The following is a 17,032-nucleotide window of genomic DNA, read 5'->3' as shown; positions in this document are numbered from 1 at the left end:
GGGATGGTTCACGGCAATATAGCCCACAATCCCGCGCAGAAGCACCCTGAGGAGAACCCATGCCCGGCCCGGCCGACCCCGGTTTCGACACGCTGGCGCTGCACGCCGGCGCCGCCCCCGACCCCGCCACCGGCGCGCGCGCCGTGCCGCTGCACCTGAGCACCTCGTTCGCCTTCCAGTCCAGCGAGCACGCCGCGTCGCTGTTCAACCTGGAGCGAGCTGGCCACGTCTACAGCCGGCTGTCGAATCCCACCACCGCGGTGCTGGAGCAGCGCATCGCCGCGCTGGATGCCGGGCTCGGGGCGCTGGCCACCGCCAGCGGGCAGGCGGCGCTGCACCTGGCGATCGCGACGCTGGCCGGCGCGGGCCACCACATCGTCGCCAGCACGGCGCTCTATGGCGGCTCTCACAACCTGTTGCATTACACACTGCCGCGTTTCGGCATCCACACCACGTTCGTGCGCCCGGGCGACATCGACGGCTGGCGCGCCGCGATCCGGCCCGAGACGCGGCTGCTGTTCGGTGAGTCGCTGGGCAACCCCGGGCTGGACGTGCTGGACATCCCGACCATCGCCCAGCTCGGCCGCGACCACGGCCTGCCGCTGCTGGTGGACGCCACCCTGGCCACGCCCTGGCTGCAGCGCCCGGCCGACCTGGGCGCTGCGCTGGTGATGCACTCGGCCACCAAGTTCCTCTGCGGCCACGGCACGGTGATCGGCGGGCTGCTGGTGGATGCGGGCAACTTCGACTGGCAGGCCGCGCACGAGCAGCACGGCCGCTGCCCGGAGCTGTGCGAGCCCTATGCGGGCTTCCACGACATGGTCTTCGCCGAGGAGAACACCGTGGCGGCCTTTGCGCTGCGCGCACGCCGCGAGGGCCTGCGCGACTTTGGCGCCTGCCTGAGCCCGCACAGCGCCTGGCTGATCCTGCAGGGGCTGGAAACGCTGCCGCTGCGCATGGCCCGGCACGTCGAGAACACCCGCAAGGTGGTCGACTTCCTCAGCCGCCACGCGATGGTGGGCCGCATCGCCCACCCGGAGCTGGAGAGCCACCCGGACCACGCGCTCGCACAGCGCCTGCTGCCCAAGGGCTGCGGCGCGGTGTTCAGCTTCGACCTGAAGGGCAGCCGCGAGCAGGGCCGCGCCTTCATCGAGGCGCTGGAGATCTTCTCGCACCTGGCCAACGTCGGCGACGCCCGCTCGCTGGTGATCCACCCGGCCAGCACGACGCACTTCCGCATGGACGATGCGGCCCTGGCCGCGGCCGGCATCACGCCGGGCACGATCCGCCTGTCGATTGGCCTGGAGGATCCGGCCGACCTGATCGAGGACTTGAAGCGCGCCTTGAAGGTGGCCGAGAAGGCCGGCGGCAAGACCGGCGCCAGCACCGCGGGAGGCCGCGCATGAACATCCAACGCCCCGACCTGCCCACCGTCTACGCCTACACCGGCGGTCGCGCCCCCCAGCCTGACCTCCCCTGGCTGGTGTTCGTGCATGGCGCTCTCAACGACCACTGTGTCTGGACCTACCCGGCGCGCTGGTTCGCCCACCACGGCTGGAACGTGCTGGCGCTGGATCTGCCCGGCCACGGCCGCAGCCCGGGGCCGGTGCTGCCCGACGTCGAAGCCTGCGCCACCTGGCTGCGGCGGCTGCTGGCCGACCAGGGCATCGCCTCGGCGAGCATCGTCGGCCACAGCATGGGCTCGCTGATCGGGCTGGAAGCCGCCGCCCTGGCAGCGGCCTCCAGCACCGCACCGCGCATCGACCGCCTGGTGATGGTGGGCACCTCGGTGCCGATGCCGGTGTCCGACGCCCTGCTGGCCACCTCCGCGACCGATCCGCTCAAGGCCATCGATATGGTGGTGGCCTTTGCCCACGCCCGGCTGGCGGGCGAACCGGGCAACCCGGGGCCGGGCACCTGGCACCAGGGGGCGAGCCGCCAGCTCAGCCGCCGGATCCTGGAACGTGCCGCGGGCGTGGCCGGCTGCGAGCACAACCTCTTCCACCACGACTTCTCGCTGTGCAACCGCTATGCCCGCGGGCTGGAGGCGGCCGACGCCGTAGCCGCTGCGGGCCGCACGCGCAGCCACCTGCTGCTGGCCCGGCGGGACCGCATGACGCTGCCCAAGGCCGCCGCGGAGGTGGGCCGGCGGCTGGGCGCCCACACCCACCTGCTCGACCTGCCCGGGCACGACCTGATGCAGGAGGATCCGGAGGGGCTGCTGCGGGCACTGCGCGAGGCGTTGGGCTGACGCACGGACCGAACCTCAGCGCCCACCCAGTGCCTGGGCAATGGTCATTGACTCAATACCACCCGCGATCAGGAAGGCCGCATTGCCAGGCTGGCGGGCGATCAGCAGCCGCGTCACCAGCGGCTCGATGCGGGTGTCGGCCGCATCGACGAGCAGCACCTGGCGCGGCTCGCCGTCCTCTTCCAGGCGGCCCACCCAATCGAGCCGCTGCAGCGTCTCCAGCACCGGGTCAATCTGCAGCGGGTCGACCCGCAGCTGCTCGGCCAGCTCGGCCACCGACAGGCCCCGGCGCTCGTCGTGCCGCGCGCCCTCCAGCACGCGCAGCAGGGTCAGCGCGAGCGTGAAACGCCAGCCAGGCGTGTCGGCCTGGCGCACCACGCGCATCTGCAGGCTGGGGGCGTAGGCGGCGATCACCGCGCCGAGCAGCACGATGACCCAGCCCAGATAGATCCAGATCAGCAGGATGGGGACGGTGGCGAAGGCACCATAGATCGTCGTGTAGCTGGGCACCAGGCCGAGGTACCAGGCCAGCAGGCGCTTGGCGAGGTCGAACCCCAGGGCGACGAACAGCCCGCCCGTCAGCGCATGGGCCCAGCGCACCTGGGTATTGGGCACGAAGCGGAACAGCGCCGCCATGCCGAGCACCATCAAGGTGAACTCGACGCCGTCCAGCAGCAGCGACACACCGCCCGGCAGCGCATCGACGAAGCCCTTGGACGCCGACAGGGCGTAGGAGGTGATCGACAGGCTGACGCCCAGCACCAACGGCCCGAGGGTCGCGATGGCCCAGTACACCAGCACCCGCTGTGCGAAGGGGCGGGGGTCACGCACCCGCCAGATGGCGTTGAGCGCGCGGTCGATGGTCAGCAGCAGCGCGATCGCGGTGAAGCCCAGCAGCACCAGCCCCACCGCACCGACCCGGTTGGCCTTGAGCGCAAATTGGGTGAGTTGCAGCAGCACGGGCCTGGCGATGGCGTCGGGCACGAGGTTCTGCAGCAGGTAGACCTCCAGCGCCCGGCGGAAGCTCGCGAACATCGGAAAGGCCGTGAACACCGCGAAGGTCACGGTTGCCAGAGGCACCAGCGCGATCGTCGTCGTGAAGGTCAGGCTGCCGGCGGTGACGCCCAGGCGGTCCTCGCGGAAACGCAGGCGCAGCGTCTTCAGCGTGTCAAGCCAGGGCCACTGGCGCAGGGCACGCAGGGCGTGCCGGACGGAGGCCCGCCGCAGCAGCAGAGACCAGCGGGAGGAGCCGGAACGGGGTGGACGCATGCTGGCTATGATGCCAAAGTCGGTCGTCCGGGCCGGCACTTCCGCCGTTTTCGACCTGCCAGTCCCGTTGCCCTCCGCCGCTCCCCCCTCCCTCTCATCCGTCGCCGCCACCACCGCTCATCCGAGCCCGGCGGTGCAGGCCAGCCGTCTGGCCGCCCTCGCTGCCTGCGTGGCCCTGATCGCCCTGGGCCTGGCCTGGGAGCTCTGGCTGGCACCGACCGGCCGCGGCAGCCTCGCGCTGAAGGTGCTGCCCCTGCTGGCCGCCCTGCCTGGCCTGTGGCGCATGCGGCTCTACACCTACCGCTGGCTGTCACTGCTGCTGTGGCTCTATGTCACGGAAGGCGCGGTGCGCGCCTTTGGCGACGGCGCGCTCGGTGCCCGACTGGCACTGGGCGAGATCGGGCTGGCGCTGCTGCTGTTTGCCGCCTGCGGCGCCCACGTGCGCCTGCGCCTGGCCAGCGCCAAGCGCGGGCACACCGATGGCGCAGCGGTGTCCCCCACTTCATCCGATTCCGCCGCATGAGCCACTCGTCCCTGCTGGATGCCCTGCGCGGTGTCGTCGGCCCGAACCAGGTGCTCACCGACGGTGACCTGGACGCCTATCACCTCGATTGGCGCCAACGCTGGCGGGGCCGCTCGCTGGCAGTGGTGCGCCCAGGCTCGACGGCGGAGGTGGCGGCCGTGCTGCGGCTGTGCCACGAGGCGCGCGTGGCCGTGGTGCCCCAGGGCGGCAACACCGGGTTGGTCGGCGGTGGCGTGCCGGACGAATCCGGCCAGCAGATCCTGCTCAGCCTGACGCGGCTGCAGGCCGTGCGCGCCATAGACCGAGCCAACCTGACGATGACGGTCGAGGCCGGTTGCGTGCTGCAGGTCGCCCAGGAGGCCGCCGCCGCAGCCGACCTGCTGCTGCCGCTGAGCCTGGCCTCGGAGGGATCCTGCACCATCGGCGGCAACCTGGCGACCAATGCGGGTGGCACGCAGGTGCTGCGCTTTGGCAATGCACGTGAGCTCTGCCTGGGCCTGGAGGTGGTGACCCCGCGCGGGGAGATCTGGGACGGCCTGGGTGGACTGCGCAAGGACAACACCGGCTACGACCTGCGCCACCTCTACATCGGCAGCGAGGGCACGCTCGGGGTGATCACGGCGGCGGTCATGCGCCTGTACCCCCGGCCGGCAGCGCGGATGACGGCGCTGGCCGCCTGTGCCTCGCTGGAGGACTGCGTAGCGCTGCTGCAGTTGGCGCAGGCCCGTGCCGATGCCGCGCTGACCGGCTTCGAGGCGATGAACACCTTCTCGCTGGCCCTGGTGCGGCGCCACTTCCCGCAGCTGGCGCAGCCGCTCGCTCCCAGTCCATGGACGGTGCTGCTGGAACTCTCCGACGCCCAGGATGAAGCCCATGCCCGCACGGTCTTCGAGGGCCTGCTGGAAGCGGCCCTCGAAGGCGGGCTGATCAGCGATGCCGCAGTGGCGACATCGGTGGCGCAGTCGCGCACGATGTGGCAGCTGCGCGAGTCCATCCCGCTGGCGCAGGCGCTGGAAGGCCTGAATATCAAGCACGACATCTCCGTGCCGGTGTCTCGCATCCCGGCCTTCGTGCGACAAGCCGATGCGGCGCTCGCCAGGGCCTTTGCGGGCGCCAGGCTGGTGAACTTCGGCCACCTGGGCGACGGCAACCTGCACTACAACGTCCAGGCGCCGGAGGGCTGCACGGCGGTCGATTTCCTGCGCGAACACGAACACGCGGTCAATGCGATCGTGTTCGACGCGGTGGCCGCCCATGGCGGGTCCTTCTCAGCCGAACACGGCATCGGGGCGCTCAAGCGCGACGAACTGGCCCAGCGCAAGTCACCCGTGGCACTGGACCTGATGCGTGCGATCAAGGCCGCGCTGGATCCCGCCGGGCTGATGAATCCCGGCCGCCTGCTCTGACCGAGAGCGCCAGCAGGCCCATCAAGCAGCCCGCCCCGCCCTCACTGCAGCGGGCCGTCCATGCCCGGTGGCAGCGGCAGCGAGACCACGTCGATGCCCTCGTCGCGCAGGGCTTCGCGCTCCTGGGCATCGGCCTGCCCGCGGATCGCGCGCTGCGCGACCTCCCCGTAGTGGATGCGGCGTACCTCCTCGGCGAAGCGCGGACCGACATCCTCGGTGTTCGCCACCACGTGGCGCACCGCCTCCAGGTAGCGGGCCTGCAACTGGGCCAGGACGTCTGGAACGCCCGATGGCGGCACCTGCGGCGCAGTCGTCGCCACGGCCGTCGATGTGGATCTGGCCGCGTCCACCGGGGCAGCAGCACCGAGGTTGAGCCGCGGTGCCGACGGTAAGCGCTGCACAGCCACCGATCCGCAGACCGGGCAGCTCAGCAGGCCCCGTTCCGTCTGGCTGCGGTAGTCGTCCTCGGAGCCGAACCAGCCCTCGAAGCCATGCCCTTGGTCGCACTGGAGGTTGAAGACCTTCATGGCGGTGTTTGCGCGATGGCAGCAGCGTACGGCAAGGGCATCCGGCGCGCGACACGCCTCAGCGCAGCCCGTGCTCCGCCGCGCTGCGCCACTGCAGCGGCCAGGCGCCGGAGCGCCATTGCTGCAGCCAGAGCAACCCGACCATGGTCTTGGCATCGGTGACGTCGCCGTCGCGGATCCACTGCGACAGCTGCGCCTCGGTCCCGGCAAACACGTCGAGGAACTCGCCCACGTCGAGTTGGCGCTCACCCGCTTGCAGGCCGCGTGCAAACCAGATCTCGATGCGCTCGCTGGAATAGGCGATGGCATTGTTCAACTCGCCGGCATAGGCCCACTCGGCAGCGGTGTAGCCGGTTTCCTCGAAGAGCTCGCGCACGCCACAGACGATGCCCGGCTCGCCCGGCTCCAGCTTGCCGGCCGGGAACTCGATCATGGCCCGGTCCAACGGATAGCGGAACTGGCGCTCCAGCACCAGCCGCCCGTCATCGAGCAGCGGGATGACCATCACCGCACCCGGGTGGACCATGTACTCGCGCCCTGTCACCGCGCCGTCGGGCAGGGCGATCTCGTCACGGTAGACCTCCAGGAAATGGCCCCGATACACTTGGCGAGACTGCACCCGCGTCTCGCGCAGGTGCGCATCGCCCTCGGGCAGGCTGAGCAGATCACCCAGGCTCATGCTCATGCACTCGCTTGCATCGAAAGGAACTCCCGGTACACCCGCCACGCCACGCCGGCGCGGCGCTCCGGCGCATCATGCCGCGGTTCTCTGCCGCCGCAGGTAGCGCCACACGAACCCGGGGAAGGCCAGCGTGAGGAACACGCAGCCGAAGACGGCATAGAACTGCCATCCCTGTGGCGACACCTGACCACCACGCGCCTCCAGCCACCGACCGACGCCAACGACAATGGCGGCAAACACCAGCAACTCCAGCAGCCGCCAAGCAAAACGCTTGGGCATGCGCCGGGGCCCAAGGACAAAAAGCCGCTCGGTGACGAACGGCAGATTGGCCAGCACCGCTGAGAGCAGCAGCACCAGCCAGATCGAGGCGGAGGAACTCGTCCCCATCGTCTTCGCTTGGTTTGACCCGCGTCGACGCCGACTCAGGTCGCCAGCGCTTTGACGATCGCCTGCGCGCACATCGCCATCAGGCCACCCGGCAGGATGCCCAGCACGAGCACCGCCGCACCGTTGAGCGACAGCACCGCACGAGCCCCCCCCTCGGCCACGATGGGATGGGTGTCGACCGCCTTGTCGAAGTACATCACCTTCACGATGCGCAGGTAGTAGAACGCGCCGATCAGCGACAGCACCACGGCGAAGATCGCCAGGCCCAGGTGGAAGTTGTCATTGGTGGAAATCAGCGCCTGCAGCACCGCGAGCTTGGCGTAGAAGCCGACGGTCGGCGGGATGCCGGCAAGCGAGAACATGAAGATGCCCATGATCGCGGCCAGCAGCGGGCTGCGCTGGTTCAGGCCGGCGAAATCATTGATCTCCTCGGACTCGAAGCCCTGGCGTGACATCAGCATGATCAAGCCGAAGGTGCCCAGCGTGGTCACCACGTAGGTGATCATGTAGAACATCGCCGAGCTGTAGGCGTTGGCGGCCGACAGGGTGTTGCCATTCACGACGCCGGACACCAGGCCCAGCATCATGAAGCCCATCTGCGCGATGGTGGAGTAGGCCAGCATGCGCTTCAGGTTGGTCTGCGCGATGGCAGCCAGGTTGCCAACCACCAGCGAACACACCGACAGCACCACCAGCATCTGCTGCCAGTCCACCGCCAGGCCGAGCAGTCCCTCGACCAGCACGCGGATCGTCATGCCGAAGGCAGCGATCTTGGGCGCACTGGCGATCAGCAGCGTGGCCGCGGTCGGGGCGCCCTGGTAGACATCGGGCACCCACATGTGGAAGGGCACGGCACCGAACTTGAACGCCAAGCCGGACACGATGAACACCACGCCGAACACCAGCACCTGGCGGTTCACGTCACCCTTGCCAATGGCCTCGAACACCTTGCCGAGATCCAGCGACCCAGTGGCGCCGTACATCATCGACATGCCGTAGAGCAGGAAACCCGAGGCGATCGCGCCCAGCACGAAGTACTTCATCGCCGCTTCGGTCGCACCGGCATGGTCACGACGCAGCGCAACCAGCGCATACAGCGACAGGCTCATCACTTCCAGGCCGAGGTACAGCACCAGGAAGTTGTTGCCCGACAGCATGATGCACATGCCCAGCAGGGACAGCAGGCTCAGGGAGAACAGTTCGCCCTTGAGGATGTCGCGGCTCTCGGCATAGGGACGCGAGTAGACCAGCGTCACGAACACCGCCAGGCAAGCGAAGAAGGCCAGCAGGTGCCCCATCGGATCGGTCACCACCATGCGGTTCATCGCGTAGTGGGTGTAGCCGCCGTTGAAGTAGACCAGGTGCATCGCACCCACGGCCGCCAGGCTGGCCAGCGTCAGCAGGTAGGTCGGGGTACGGCGAGGGTCGGTGACGAACAGATCGACCAGCGCCACCACGCAGGCCATCACCAGCAGGAGGATCTCGGGGTACACCGCGAGCCAGTTCATTGCATTCATGATGTGTGCGGCTCCCGGATCAGAGTTTCGAGACGCCGACGTGGCGGATCAGTTCCACCACCGAGGTGTGCATGACGTCGGTGAAGGGCTTCGGATACAGCCCCATGGCCAGCGTGGCAATGGCCAGCAGCGCCAGCATCAGGAACTCACGCGAATTGATGTCGGTGAGTTCACGCACGTGGTCGTTGGCGATGTCGCCGAAGTACACGCGCTTGATCATCCACAGCGTGTAAGCCGCGCCGAAGATCAGGGCCGTCGCGGCCAGCAGGCCGATCCAGAAGTTGTACTTCACGGCACCCAGGATCACCATCCACTCGCCGATGAAGCCGGCGGTGCCCGGCAGACCGCAGTTGGCCATGCCGAAGAAGACCGCGAACGCCGCGAACTTCGGCATCGTGTTGACCACGCCACCGTAGCTGGCAATCTCACGCGAATGCACCCGGTCGTAGAGCACGCCGATGGACAGGAACATCGCACCCGAGACAAAGCCGTGGCTGATCATCTGCACCAAGCCACCGGAGATGCCCAGCTCGCTGAAGATGAAGAAGCCCAGGGTCACGAAGCCCATGTGCGCGATGGACGAATAGGCCACCAGCTTCTTCATGTCGTTCTGCACCAGCGCCACCAGGCCGATGTAGATCACCGCGATCAGCGAGATCGTGATGATGAACGGCGCATAGGTGTGTGCGGCGTCCGGCACGATCGGCAACGAGAAGCGCAGGAAGCCGTAGGCACCCAGCTTCAGCATGATCGCCGCCAGCACAACGGAGCCCCCAGTAGGCGCTTCGACGTGGGCATCCGGCAGCCAGGTATGCACCGGCCACATCGGCACCTTGACCGCAAAGGCGGCGAAGAAGGCGAAGAACAGCATCGCCTGCGGCATCGCCGCCAGCGGCAGCTTATGCCAGGTGAGGATGTCGAAGCTGCCACCCGACTTGTAGTACAGGTAGATCAGCGCGATCAGCATCAGCAGCGAGCCGGCCAGCGTGTACAGGAAGAACTTGAAGGCCGCATAGACGCGCCGCGGCCCGCCCCAGATGCCGATGATGATGTACATCGGGATCAGCGTGGCCTCGAAGAACACGTAGAACAGCAGGCCGTCGACCGCACTGAACACCCCGACCATCAGGCCGGAGAGGATCAGGAACGCGCCCATGTACTGGTGCACCCGTTCGGTGATCACCTCCCAGGCCGAGATCACCACGATGATGGTGATGAAGGCGGTGAGCAGCACGAACCACACCGAGATGCCATCCACACCCAGGTGGTAGCGCACGTTGAACCGTTCGATCCAGGGGAGGTTCTCCTGGAACTGCATCGCAGCCGAGGCGACATCGAAGCCGGTCACCAACGGCAAGGTGATGAGGAAGCTGACGATGGCGCCAACCAGCGCCAGCCAGCGCACCATGCCGGCGTTGTCGTCACGGCCCAGCGCCAGCAGGATGGCGCCGAAGACCACCGGAACCCAGATCGCGAGCGAGAGGTATGCCATGTTCAGGTCCTCCCGTTCAGCGAGCCAGCCACACGAACCAGGTCATGAGGGCAAAGACGCCCAGCAGCATGACGAGTGCGTAGTGGTAGATATAGCCCGTCTGGAACAGGCGCACCAGCGATGCCACCCAGCCCACGACCTTGGCCGAGCCGTTGATCGCGAACCCGTCGATCAAGGCCACGTCGCCACCCTTCCACAGGCTGCGCCCCAACAGGCGCGCACCGGCAGCAAGGATGTGCTCGTTGATCCAGTCCATGTAGTACTTGTTTTCCATCACGGTCACCAGCGGTGCCAGCGCGCGGCCGATGGCCGCAGGGATGCCGGGCGCCACCATGTAGAAGACGTAGGCCGTTGCCACGCCAGCCGCAGCCAGCCAGAACGGCAGCGTGCCGAACGCATGCGTGGCCATCGCCACGGCACCGTGGAACTCGTGGGCGAGTTCCTTCATCGCCGGGTGGGCCGCCACATTCACGAGGATCGAATCCTTGAAGAACTCGCCGTACAGCATCGGCTGGATCGTCATGAAACCGATCACCACCGAGGGAATCGCCAACAACAGCAGCGGTGCGGTCACCACCCAGGGCGACTCGTGCGGCGTGTGCGCATGGCCATGATCGTCGTCATGGTGGTCGTGCTCGCCCGGGAACGGCTTGTGATGGAAATGCTCCTTGCCGTGGAAGACCAGGAAGTACATCCGGAATGAGTAGAAGGCGGTCACGAACACGCCGATCACCGAGGCCCAGTAGGCCCAGTGGGCAGCGGGCAGATGGCTGGCGTGCAGTGCCTCGATGATCGAGTCCTTCGAGTAGAAGCCAGCGAAGAACGGTGTGCCGATCAACGCGAGCGAACCCAGCAGCGAGGTGATCCAGGTGATGGGCATGTACTTGCGCAAGCCGCCCATGTTGCGGATGTCCTGATCATGGTGCATGCCGATGATCACCGAGCCGGCCGCGAGGAACAGCAGCGCCTTGAAGAAGGCGTGGGTCATCAGGTGGAACACCGCGACCGAGTAGGCCGAGGCGCCCAGCGCCATCGTCATGTAGCCCAGCTGCGACAGCGTCGAGTAGGCGACCACCCGCTTGATGTCGTTCTGGATGATGCCCAGGAAGCCCATGAACAGCGCGGTGATCGCGCCGATGATGAGGATGAAGTTCAGCGCGGTGTCCGACAGCTCGAACAACGGCGACATGCGCGCGACCATGAAGATGCCGGCCGTCACCATGGTGGCGGCGTGGATCAGCGCGGAGATCGGGGTCGGGCCTTCCATCGAATCCGGCAGCCACACGTGCAGCGGGAACTGCGCGCTCTTGCCCATCGCACCGATGAAGAGGCAGATGCAAGTGACGGTGATCAGTTGCCAGTCACTGCCCGGCATGGTCAGCTTGCTGTACTCGCCCGCCTTCGCAAAGGTCTCTGCATAGTTGAGCGTGCCTGCATAAGCGACGATCAGGCCGATACCGAGGATGAAGCCGAAGTCACCCACCCGATTGACCAGGAAGGCCTTCATGTTGGCGAAGATCGCCGTGGGCCGCTTGAACCAGAAGCCGATCAGCAGATACGACACCAGGCCCACCGCCTCCCAGCCGAAGAACAGCTGCAGGAAGTTGTTGCTCATGACCAGCATGAGCATCGAGAAGGTGAACAGCGAGATGTAGCTGAAGAAGCGCTGGTAGCCCGGGTCCTCTTCCATGTAGCCGATGGTGTAGATGTGCACCATCAGCGACACGAAGGTCACCACCACCATCATCATCGCGGTCAGGCCGTCGACCAGGAAGCCGACCTCCATCTTGAGACCACCGAGCACCATCCACTCGTAGACGGTGGCGTTGAAGCGGGCACCATCCACCACGTCGCGCAGCGTCAGCGCGGACAGGATGAAGGCAACCAGCACCCCGAGGATCGTGACGACGTGCGCGCCGCGGCGGCCGATGGACTTGCCGAAGAAGCCGGCAATCACGGCCCCGGCCAGGGGTGCCAGCGGCACCGCCAGAAGGGTCGATTGTGAGAGCGCAGACATGGTTATCGTTTTCCTCCGGCCTCAGCCCTTCAGGGTGTCGAGTTCGTCGACATTGATGGTCGAGCGATTGCGGAACAGCACCACCAGGATGGCCAGACCGATCGCCGACTCGGCAGCCGCCACCGTCAGGATGAAGAAGACGAAGACCTGCCCCGCCATGTCACCCAGGTAGTGCGAGAACGCCACGAAGTTCAGGTTGACCGCCAGCAGCATCAGCTCGATGGCCATCAGCAGCACGATCAGGTTCTTCCGGTTCAGGAAGATGCCGATCACCGACAGCGCGAACAGGATCGCACCCAGCGTCAGGTAATGTCCGAGGGAGACCATCAGGCTTGTCCTTTCGACGCGTTGCCATCAGCGGAGGGCACCGACGGGGCCTCGATGACGGGCGCCATCTTCACGATGCGGACCCGGTCGGCAGCACGCGCACGCACCTGCTCGGACGGGTTCTGGCCCTTGACATCCTTGCGACGCCGCAGCGTCAGCGCGATCGCGGCGATGATGCCCACCAGCAGCAGCACCGCAGCGATCTGCAGCGGATACAGGTAGTTGGTGTAGATCTCGACGCCCAGCAGCTTGGCATTGGGCAGCTTGTCGCTACCCGCCATCGGCTTGGCGGCCGTGACGTTGAAGCCGCGCTGGAGCACCCAGGCCATTTCCAGGGCGATGATGGCGCCGACTGCACCAGCCACCGGGAAATGCTTCCAGAAACCCTGGCGCAGCAGGTCGATGTTGATGTCGAGCATCATCACGACGAAGAGGAACAGCACCATCACCGCGCCGACGTACACCAGCACGAGCGAGATGGCGAGGAACTCCGCCTCCAGCAGCATCCAAACGCACGAGGCGTTGAAGAAGGCCAGCACGAGGTAGAGGGCCGAATGCACCGGGCTGCGCGCCGTGATGACGCGAAAGCCTGCAAAGAGCAAGAGGGCCGAGAAGACGTAGAAGAGCGCGGTGGTGGTGTCCATGGGTGTCTCGGGCACACGCGGGCGCTGCTCATCCGCGCTCCAGCGTCAGCCGGGCGCGGCGTGCAGCCAGCCTCAGCGGTACTTGGCGTCCGCCTCCTTGTTGGCTGCAATTTCCTTCTCGTAGCGATCGCCGACCGCCAGCAACATGTCCTTCGTGAAGTACAGGTCGCCACGCTTCTCGCCGTGATACTCGAAGATGTGCGTCTCGACGATCGCGTCGACCGGGCAGCTCTCTTCGCAGAAACCGCAGAAGATGCACTTGGTCAGGTCGATGTCGTAGCGGCTGGTGCGGCGGCTGCCATCCTCGCGCTGCGCCACCTCGATGGTGATCGCCATCGCCGGGCAAACGGCTTCGCAGAGCTTGCAGGCGATGCAGCGCTCTTCGCCACTCTCGTAGCGGCGTTGCGCATGCAGGCCCCGAAAGCGTGGGCTCAGCGGCGTCTTCTCTTCCGGGAACTGCACGGTGACGGTGCGCTGGAAGAAGTGGCGACCGGTGAGCTTGAGGCCCTTGAGCAGCTCCAGCAGCATGAAGCTGGAGATGAAGTCCTTGAGGGGGGTCACGGCTGACATGGTGGTTTCCTGCGGTCCGTGTTCACTTCCAGATGTTGAGGGGCGTCTGCATCCACAGGCCCACCACCACCAGCCACACCAGCGTGATCGGGATGAAGATCTTCCAGCCCAGGCGCATGATCTGGTCGTAGCGGTAGCGCGGGAACGAGGCACGCACCCACAGGAACATCGTGACGACACAGAAGGTCTTGATGCCCAGCCAGATCCAGCCCGGGATAAAGCTCAGGAAGCCCACCGGCGCATCCCAGCCGCCCAGGAACATGATGACGGTCAGGATCGACACGAGGATCATGTTGGCGTATTCGGCCAGGAAGAACATTGCGAACGACATGCCCGAGTACTCGATCATGTGGCCGGCCACGATTTCCGCTTCGCCTTCCACCACATCGAAGGGGTGGCGGTTGGTTTCGGCCAGGCCCGAGATGAAGTAGACGAGAAAGATCGGGAACAGCGACAGCCAGTTCCAGGACAGGAAGTTCAGCCCCATCGCGGCGAAGGTGCCCTTGGTCTGGCTTACGACGATGTCCGTCATGTTCAGGCTGCCGGTCACCATCAGCACGACCACGAAGGCGAAGCCCATCGCGATCTCGTAGCTGACCATCTGCGCCGAGGCCCGCATGGCACCCAGGAAGGCGTACTTCGAGTTGGAGGCCCAGCCGGCGATGATCACGCCATAAACCTCCAGCGAGGTGATCGCCATCAGGAACAGCAGACCGGCGTTGACGTTGGCGAGCGCCACATCCGGGCCGAACGGGATCACCGCCCAGGCCGCCAGCGCCGGCATGATGGTCATGATCGGGCCGAGGTAGAACAGGCCCTTGTTGGCCGCCGTCGGGGTGATGATCTCCTTGAAGATCAGCTTGACGGCATCGGCGATCGGCGTCAGCAGACCGTAGGGGCCGACCCGGTTCGGGCCCGGGCGCACCTGCGTCCAGGAGATCGCCTTGCGCTCCCACAGCGTCAGGTAGGCCACGCAGCCCATCAGGGGCAGCAGCACCACCACGATCTTGATCAGGGCCCAGACCGCGGGCCAGGCGCCACCGAGGGCAGCCGCGCCAGCGGATTGGAAGGTTTCCAACATCTTCAGCTCCTCCGGTTCAGGCCCGCACGACGCTGACCGCGCCGAACAGCGCACCCAGCTTCGCGGTGGCAGCAACACCGGCCGGAATGCGGACGGTCCCTTCAGCCAAGCCGGCATCCAGCACGGCCGGCAGCTTCACGGTCTCACCACCCTGGGTGACGTTGACCGAGTCGCCCGCGTTCAAGCCCAGGCGGCCCCACAGCGAGGCGGGCAGCGACACGCTGACGCTGCGACCATCGGCGGTTTGCTGCAGCGACGATGCACGGCGCACGATGCTGTCACTGCCGTAGATGGCCACGTCAGCCACGCGCTGCAGTTCGACCTGGGCCACGCCAGCCTGCGGCGTCACGGTGGTCTGGTTCGACAGGCGAGCGGCGATCGAGTCGGCAGCGCCCACGGCCTGGGCACGCACTTCCTCGACGCTTTCCTGCGCAAAGCCCGGCAGGCCCAGCAGGTTGCCCAGCACACGCAGCACCTTCCAGCCCGGGCGGGTATCGCCCAGCGGACGCACCACGCCGTGGAAGGACTGCAGACGCCCTTCGGCGTTGACGAAGCTGCCGCCGGTTTCGGTGAACGGGGCGATCGGCAGCAGCACGTGCGCCTGCTCGACGTTCGCGGAGAACGGGCTGAAGGACACCACCAGGTCGGCGGCGGCCAGCGCCTTGGCCGCCTGCGCGGCATCGGCCGCGTCCAGCACCGGCTCGGTGTTGAACAGCAGGTAGGCACGGCACGGCTGGGCCAGCATGGCAGTGGCATCCAGGCCGCCTTGCTGCGGCTGGGCCTTGACCAACTGGGCGCCGACGCTGTTGCCGGCCTCGCCCAGGTAGCCCACGCTGGCGCCGCACTGCGCGGCGATCCAGTTTGCGATCGCCAGCAGTTCCGCCGCCTGCGGATGGGCGGCAGCGGCATTGCCGAGCAGCACGGCCGAACTTTGGCCGGAGAGCAGCGCATCGGCGATGGCCTGCGCCTGTGCGCCCGGCGTCACCGCCAGCGGGGCCGTGACGCCCTTGGCGGTCGCCACCGCGGCGGCCACCTCGATCAGCGCCGAGGCCCACAGGCTCGGGGCGGTGGCGATGTTCGCGGCAATCGGCATCAGCCAGTCATCTCCGGCCGAGCCGATGCGCAAGATCTGCGCGCCGTGGCGAGCCGCCTGGCGCAGACGCTGTGCGAACAGCGGGTGATCCTTGCGCAGGAACGAACCGACCACCAGGGCGCGGTCGACCTTGGACAGGCTGGCGATCGACGTGCCCAGCCAGCGCACCGTACCCGCTTCCTGGCGGAAGTCGGCATGGCGCAGGCGGTGGTCAATGTTGTCGCTGCCCAGGCCGCGCACCAGTTCACCCAGCAGGAAAAGCTCTTCGCTGGTGCTGGTGGCCGAGGCCAGCGCGCCAATCGCAGAACCGCCTTGTTGTGACGTGATGCCCTTGAGCGCCTTGGCGACGTAGTCCAGCGCGGTAGTCCAGTCCACCGGCTTCCACTGGCCACCCTGCTTGAGCATCGGCGTGGTCAGGCGGGCGTCGCTGTTGAGCGCCTCGTAGCTGAAGCGGTCGCGGTCGGCGATCCAGCATTCGTTGACGTCGTCGTTCTCAAGCGGAACGACGCGCATCACCTTGTGGTTCTTGACCTGGACGATCAGGTTCGAGCCGGTGCTGTCGTGCGGGCTGACGCTCTTGCGGCGCGACAGCTCCCAGGTGCGGGCGCTGTAGCGGAAGGGCTTGCTGGTGAGCGCGCCGACCGGGCAGATGTCGATCATGTTCCCGGACAGCTCGGAATCGACCGTGCCGTTCAAGAAGGTCGTGATCTCCGAGTGCTCCCCCCGGTTGACCATGCCCAGCTCCATGCGCCCGGCGATTTCCTGGCCGAAGCGCACGCAGCGGGTGCACTGGATGCAGCGACTCATCTCCTCCATGGAGATCAGCGGGCCGACCTCCTTGGCGAAGACGACGCGCTTTTCTTCCTCGTAGCGCGAGGCGGTTTTGCCGTAGCCGACCGCCAGATCCTGCAGCTGGCACTCGCCGCCCTGATCGCAGATCGGGCAGTCCAGCGGGTGATTGATGAGCAGGAACTCCATCACCGACTGCTGCGCCTTGATCGCCTTGTCGCTCTTGGTGCGCACGATCATGCCCTGCGTGACGGGCGTCGCGCAGGCGGGCATCGGTTTCGGGGCCTTTTCGACCTCGACCAGGCACATGCGGCAGTTCGCCGCGATCGAGAGCTTCTTGTGGTAGCAGAAGTGGGGAATGTAGGTGCCGGCCTGCTCGGCTGCATGCATCACCATGCTGCCGGCGGCGACTTCCACCTTCTTGCCGTCGAGTTCGATTTCAACCATGTTCGTGTGC

Annotated in this window: 16 protein-coding genes; 4 read left to right on the top strand and 12 right to left on the bottom strand. The window is 66.9% G+C overall.

Annotated elements, in window-relative coordinates:
- Window positions 1–59 precede the first annotated feature (59 nt).
- Window positions 60–1,406 carry an O-acetylhomoserine aminocarboxypropyltransferase gene (locus tag NGK70_RS07980; RefSeq protein ID WP_251972722.1) on the top strand — a complete coding sequence of 449 codons (1,347 nt, stop codon included), beginning with the start codon at window positions 60–62 and terminating at the stop codon, window positions 1,404–1,406.
- Window positions 1,403–2,251 carry an alpha/beta fold hydrolase gene (locus tag NGK70_RS07975; protein ID WP_251972721.1) on the top strand — a complete coding sequence of 283 codons (849 nt, stop codon included), beginning with the start codon at window positions 1,403–1,405 and terminating at the stop codon, window positions 2,249–2,251. Before NGK70_RS07980 ends, NGK70_RS07975 begins: the two co-directional genes overlap by 4 nt.
- 15 nt (window positions 2,252–2,266) lie before the next feature.
- On the opposite strand, the gene NGK70_RS07970 is transcribed toward NGK70_RS07975, so the two are convergent.
- The gene (locus tag NGK70_RS07970; RefSeq protein ID WP_251972720.1) at window positions 2,267–3,520 is read right to left on the bottom strand and encodes a YihY family inner membrane protein; all 1,254 of its coding nucleotides are present in this window, start codon (window positions 3,518–3,520) and stop codon (window positions 2,267–2,269) included.
- 133 nt (window positions 3,521–3,653) lie between these two features.
- Here NGK70_RS07970 and NGK70_RS07965 point away from each other — a divergent pair, with 133 nt between their 5' ends.
- Complete coding sequence (locus NGK70_RS07965) at window positions 3,654–4,043, top strand: DUF2069 domain-containing protein (protein ID WP_251972719.1); 390 nt, start codon at window positions 3,654–3,656, stop codon at window positions 4,041–4,043.
- Window positions 4,040–5,449: an FAD-binding oxidoreductase gene (locus tag NGK70_RS07960; RefSeq protein WP_251972718.1), complete on the top strand. Its 1,410-nt coding sequence runs from the start codon at window positions 4,040–4,042 to the stop codon at window positions 5,447–5,449. Before NGK70_RS07965 ends, NGK70_RS07960 begins: the two co-directional genes overlap by 4 nt.
- Before the next feature lie 41 nt (window positions 5,450–5,490).
- Here the strand turns inward: NGK70_RS07960 and NGK70_RS07955 are convergent, their stop codons facing one another.
- From NGK70_RS07955 to nuoG, 11 genes are all read right to left on the bottom strand, one after another.
- The gene (locus NGK70_RS07955; RefSeq protein WP_251972717.1) at window positions 5,491–5,976 is read right to left on the bottom strand and encodes a DUF1178 family protein; all 486 of its coding nucleotides are present in this window, start codon (window positions 5,974–5,976) and stop codon (window positions 5,491–5,493) included.
- Window positions 5,977–6,034: 58 nt separating this feature from the next.
- Window positions 6,035–6,661: an NUDIX domain-containing protein gene (locus NGK70_RS07950; protein WP_251972716.1), complete on the bottom strand. Its 627-nt coding sequence runs from the start codon at window positions 6,659–6,661 to the stop codon at window positions 6,035–6,037.
- Window positions 6,662–6,730: 69 nt separating this feature from the next.
- Window positions 6,731–7,045 (bottom strand): DUF2818 family protein, encoded by a 315-nt coding sequence (locus NGK70_RS07945; protein ID WP_251972715.1) that lies wholly within the window; start codon window positions 7,043–7,045, stop codon window positions 6,731–6,733.
- A 35-nt stretch (window positions 7,046–7,080) separates the two neighbouring features.
- On the bottom strand, window positions 7,081–8,565 hold the full coding sequence (gene nuoN, locus NGK70_RS07940; RefSeq protein ID WP_251973716.1) for an NADH-quinone oxidoreductase subunit NuoN: 1,485 nt from the start codon (window positions 8,563–8,565) through the stop codon (window positions 7,081–7,083).
- Between the two features lie 16 nt (window positions 8,566–8,581).
- Complete coding sequence (locus NGK70_RS07935) at window positions 8,582–10,054, bottom strand: NADH-quinone oxidoreductase subunit M (RefSeq protein ID WP_251972714.1); 1,473 nt, start codon at window positions 10,052–10,054, stop codon at window positions 8,582–8,584.
- 16 nt (window positions 10,055–10,070) lie between these two features.
- Window positions 10,071–12,071: an NADH-quinone oxidoreductase subunit L gene (gene nuoL, locus NGK70_RS07930; RefSeq protein WP_251972713.1), complete on the bottom strand. Its 2,001-nt coding sequence runs from the start codon at window positions 12,069–12,071 to the stop codon at window positions 10,071–10,073.
- 21 nt (window positions 12,072–12,092) lie between these two features.
- Window positions 12,093–12,401 carry an NADH-quinone oxidoreductase subunit NuoK gene (gene nuoK, locus NGK70_RS07925; protein WP_251973715.1) on the bottom strand — a complete coding sequence of 103 codons (309 nt, stop codon included), beginning with the start codon at window positions 12,399–12,401 and terminating at the stop codon, window positions 12,093–12,095.
- Window positions 12,398–13,042, bottom strand: a complete 645-nt coding sequence (locus NGK70_RS07920) for an NADH-quinone oxidoreductase subunit J (RefSeq protein ID WP_251972712.1) — start codon at window positions 13,040–13,042, stop codon at window positions 12,398–12,400. Before NGK70_RS07920 ends, nuoK begins: the two co-directional genes overlap by 4 nt.
- Before the next feature lie 72 nt (window positions 13,043–13,114).
- The gene (nuoI, locus tag NGK70_RS07915) at window positions 13,115–13,612 is read right to left on the bottom strand and encodes an NADH-quinone oxidoreductase subunit NuoI (protein ID WP_251972711.1); all 498 of its coding nucleotides are present in this window, start codon (window positions 13,610–13,612) and stop codon (window positions 13,115–13,117) included.
- 22 nt (window positions 13,613–13,634) lie between these two features.
- Window positions 13,635–14,693: an NADH-quinone oxidoreductase subunit NuoH gene (gene nuoH, locus NGK70_RS07910; protein WP_251972710.1), complete on the bottom strand. Its 1,059-nt coding sequence runs from the start codon at window positions 14,691–14,693 to the stop codon at window positions 13,635–13,637.
- Between the two features lie 16 nt (window positions 14,694–14,709).
- Window positions 14,710–17,022, bottom strand: a complete 2,313-nt coding sequence (gene nuoG, locus NGK70_RS07905; RefSeq protein ID WP_251972709.1) for an NADH-quinone oxidoreductase subunit NuoG — start codon at window positions 17,020–17,022, stop codon at window positions 14,710–14,712.
- Between the last annotated feature and the right edge of the window lie 10 nt (window positions 17,023–17,032).

Source organism: Sphaerotilus microaerophilus (genome assembly GCF_023734135.1).
In the GTDB taxonomy this organism is placed as follows: Bacteria; Pseudomonadota; Gammaproteobacteria; order Burkholderiales; family Burkholderiaceae_C; genus Sphaerotilus; species Sphaerotilus microaerophilus.
This window is presented reverse-complemented; position numbering and strand designations above follow the sequence as displayed.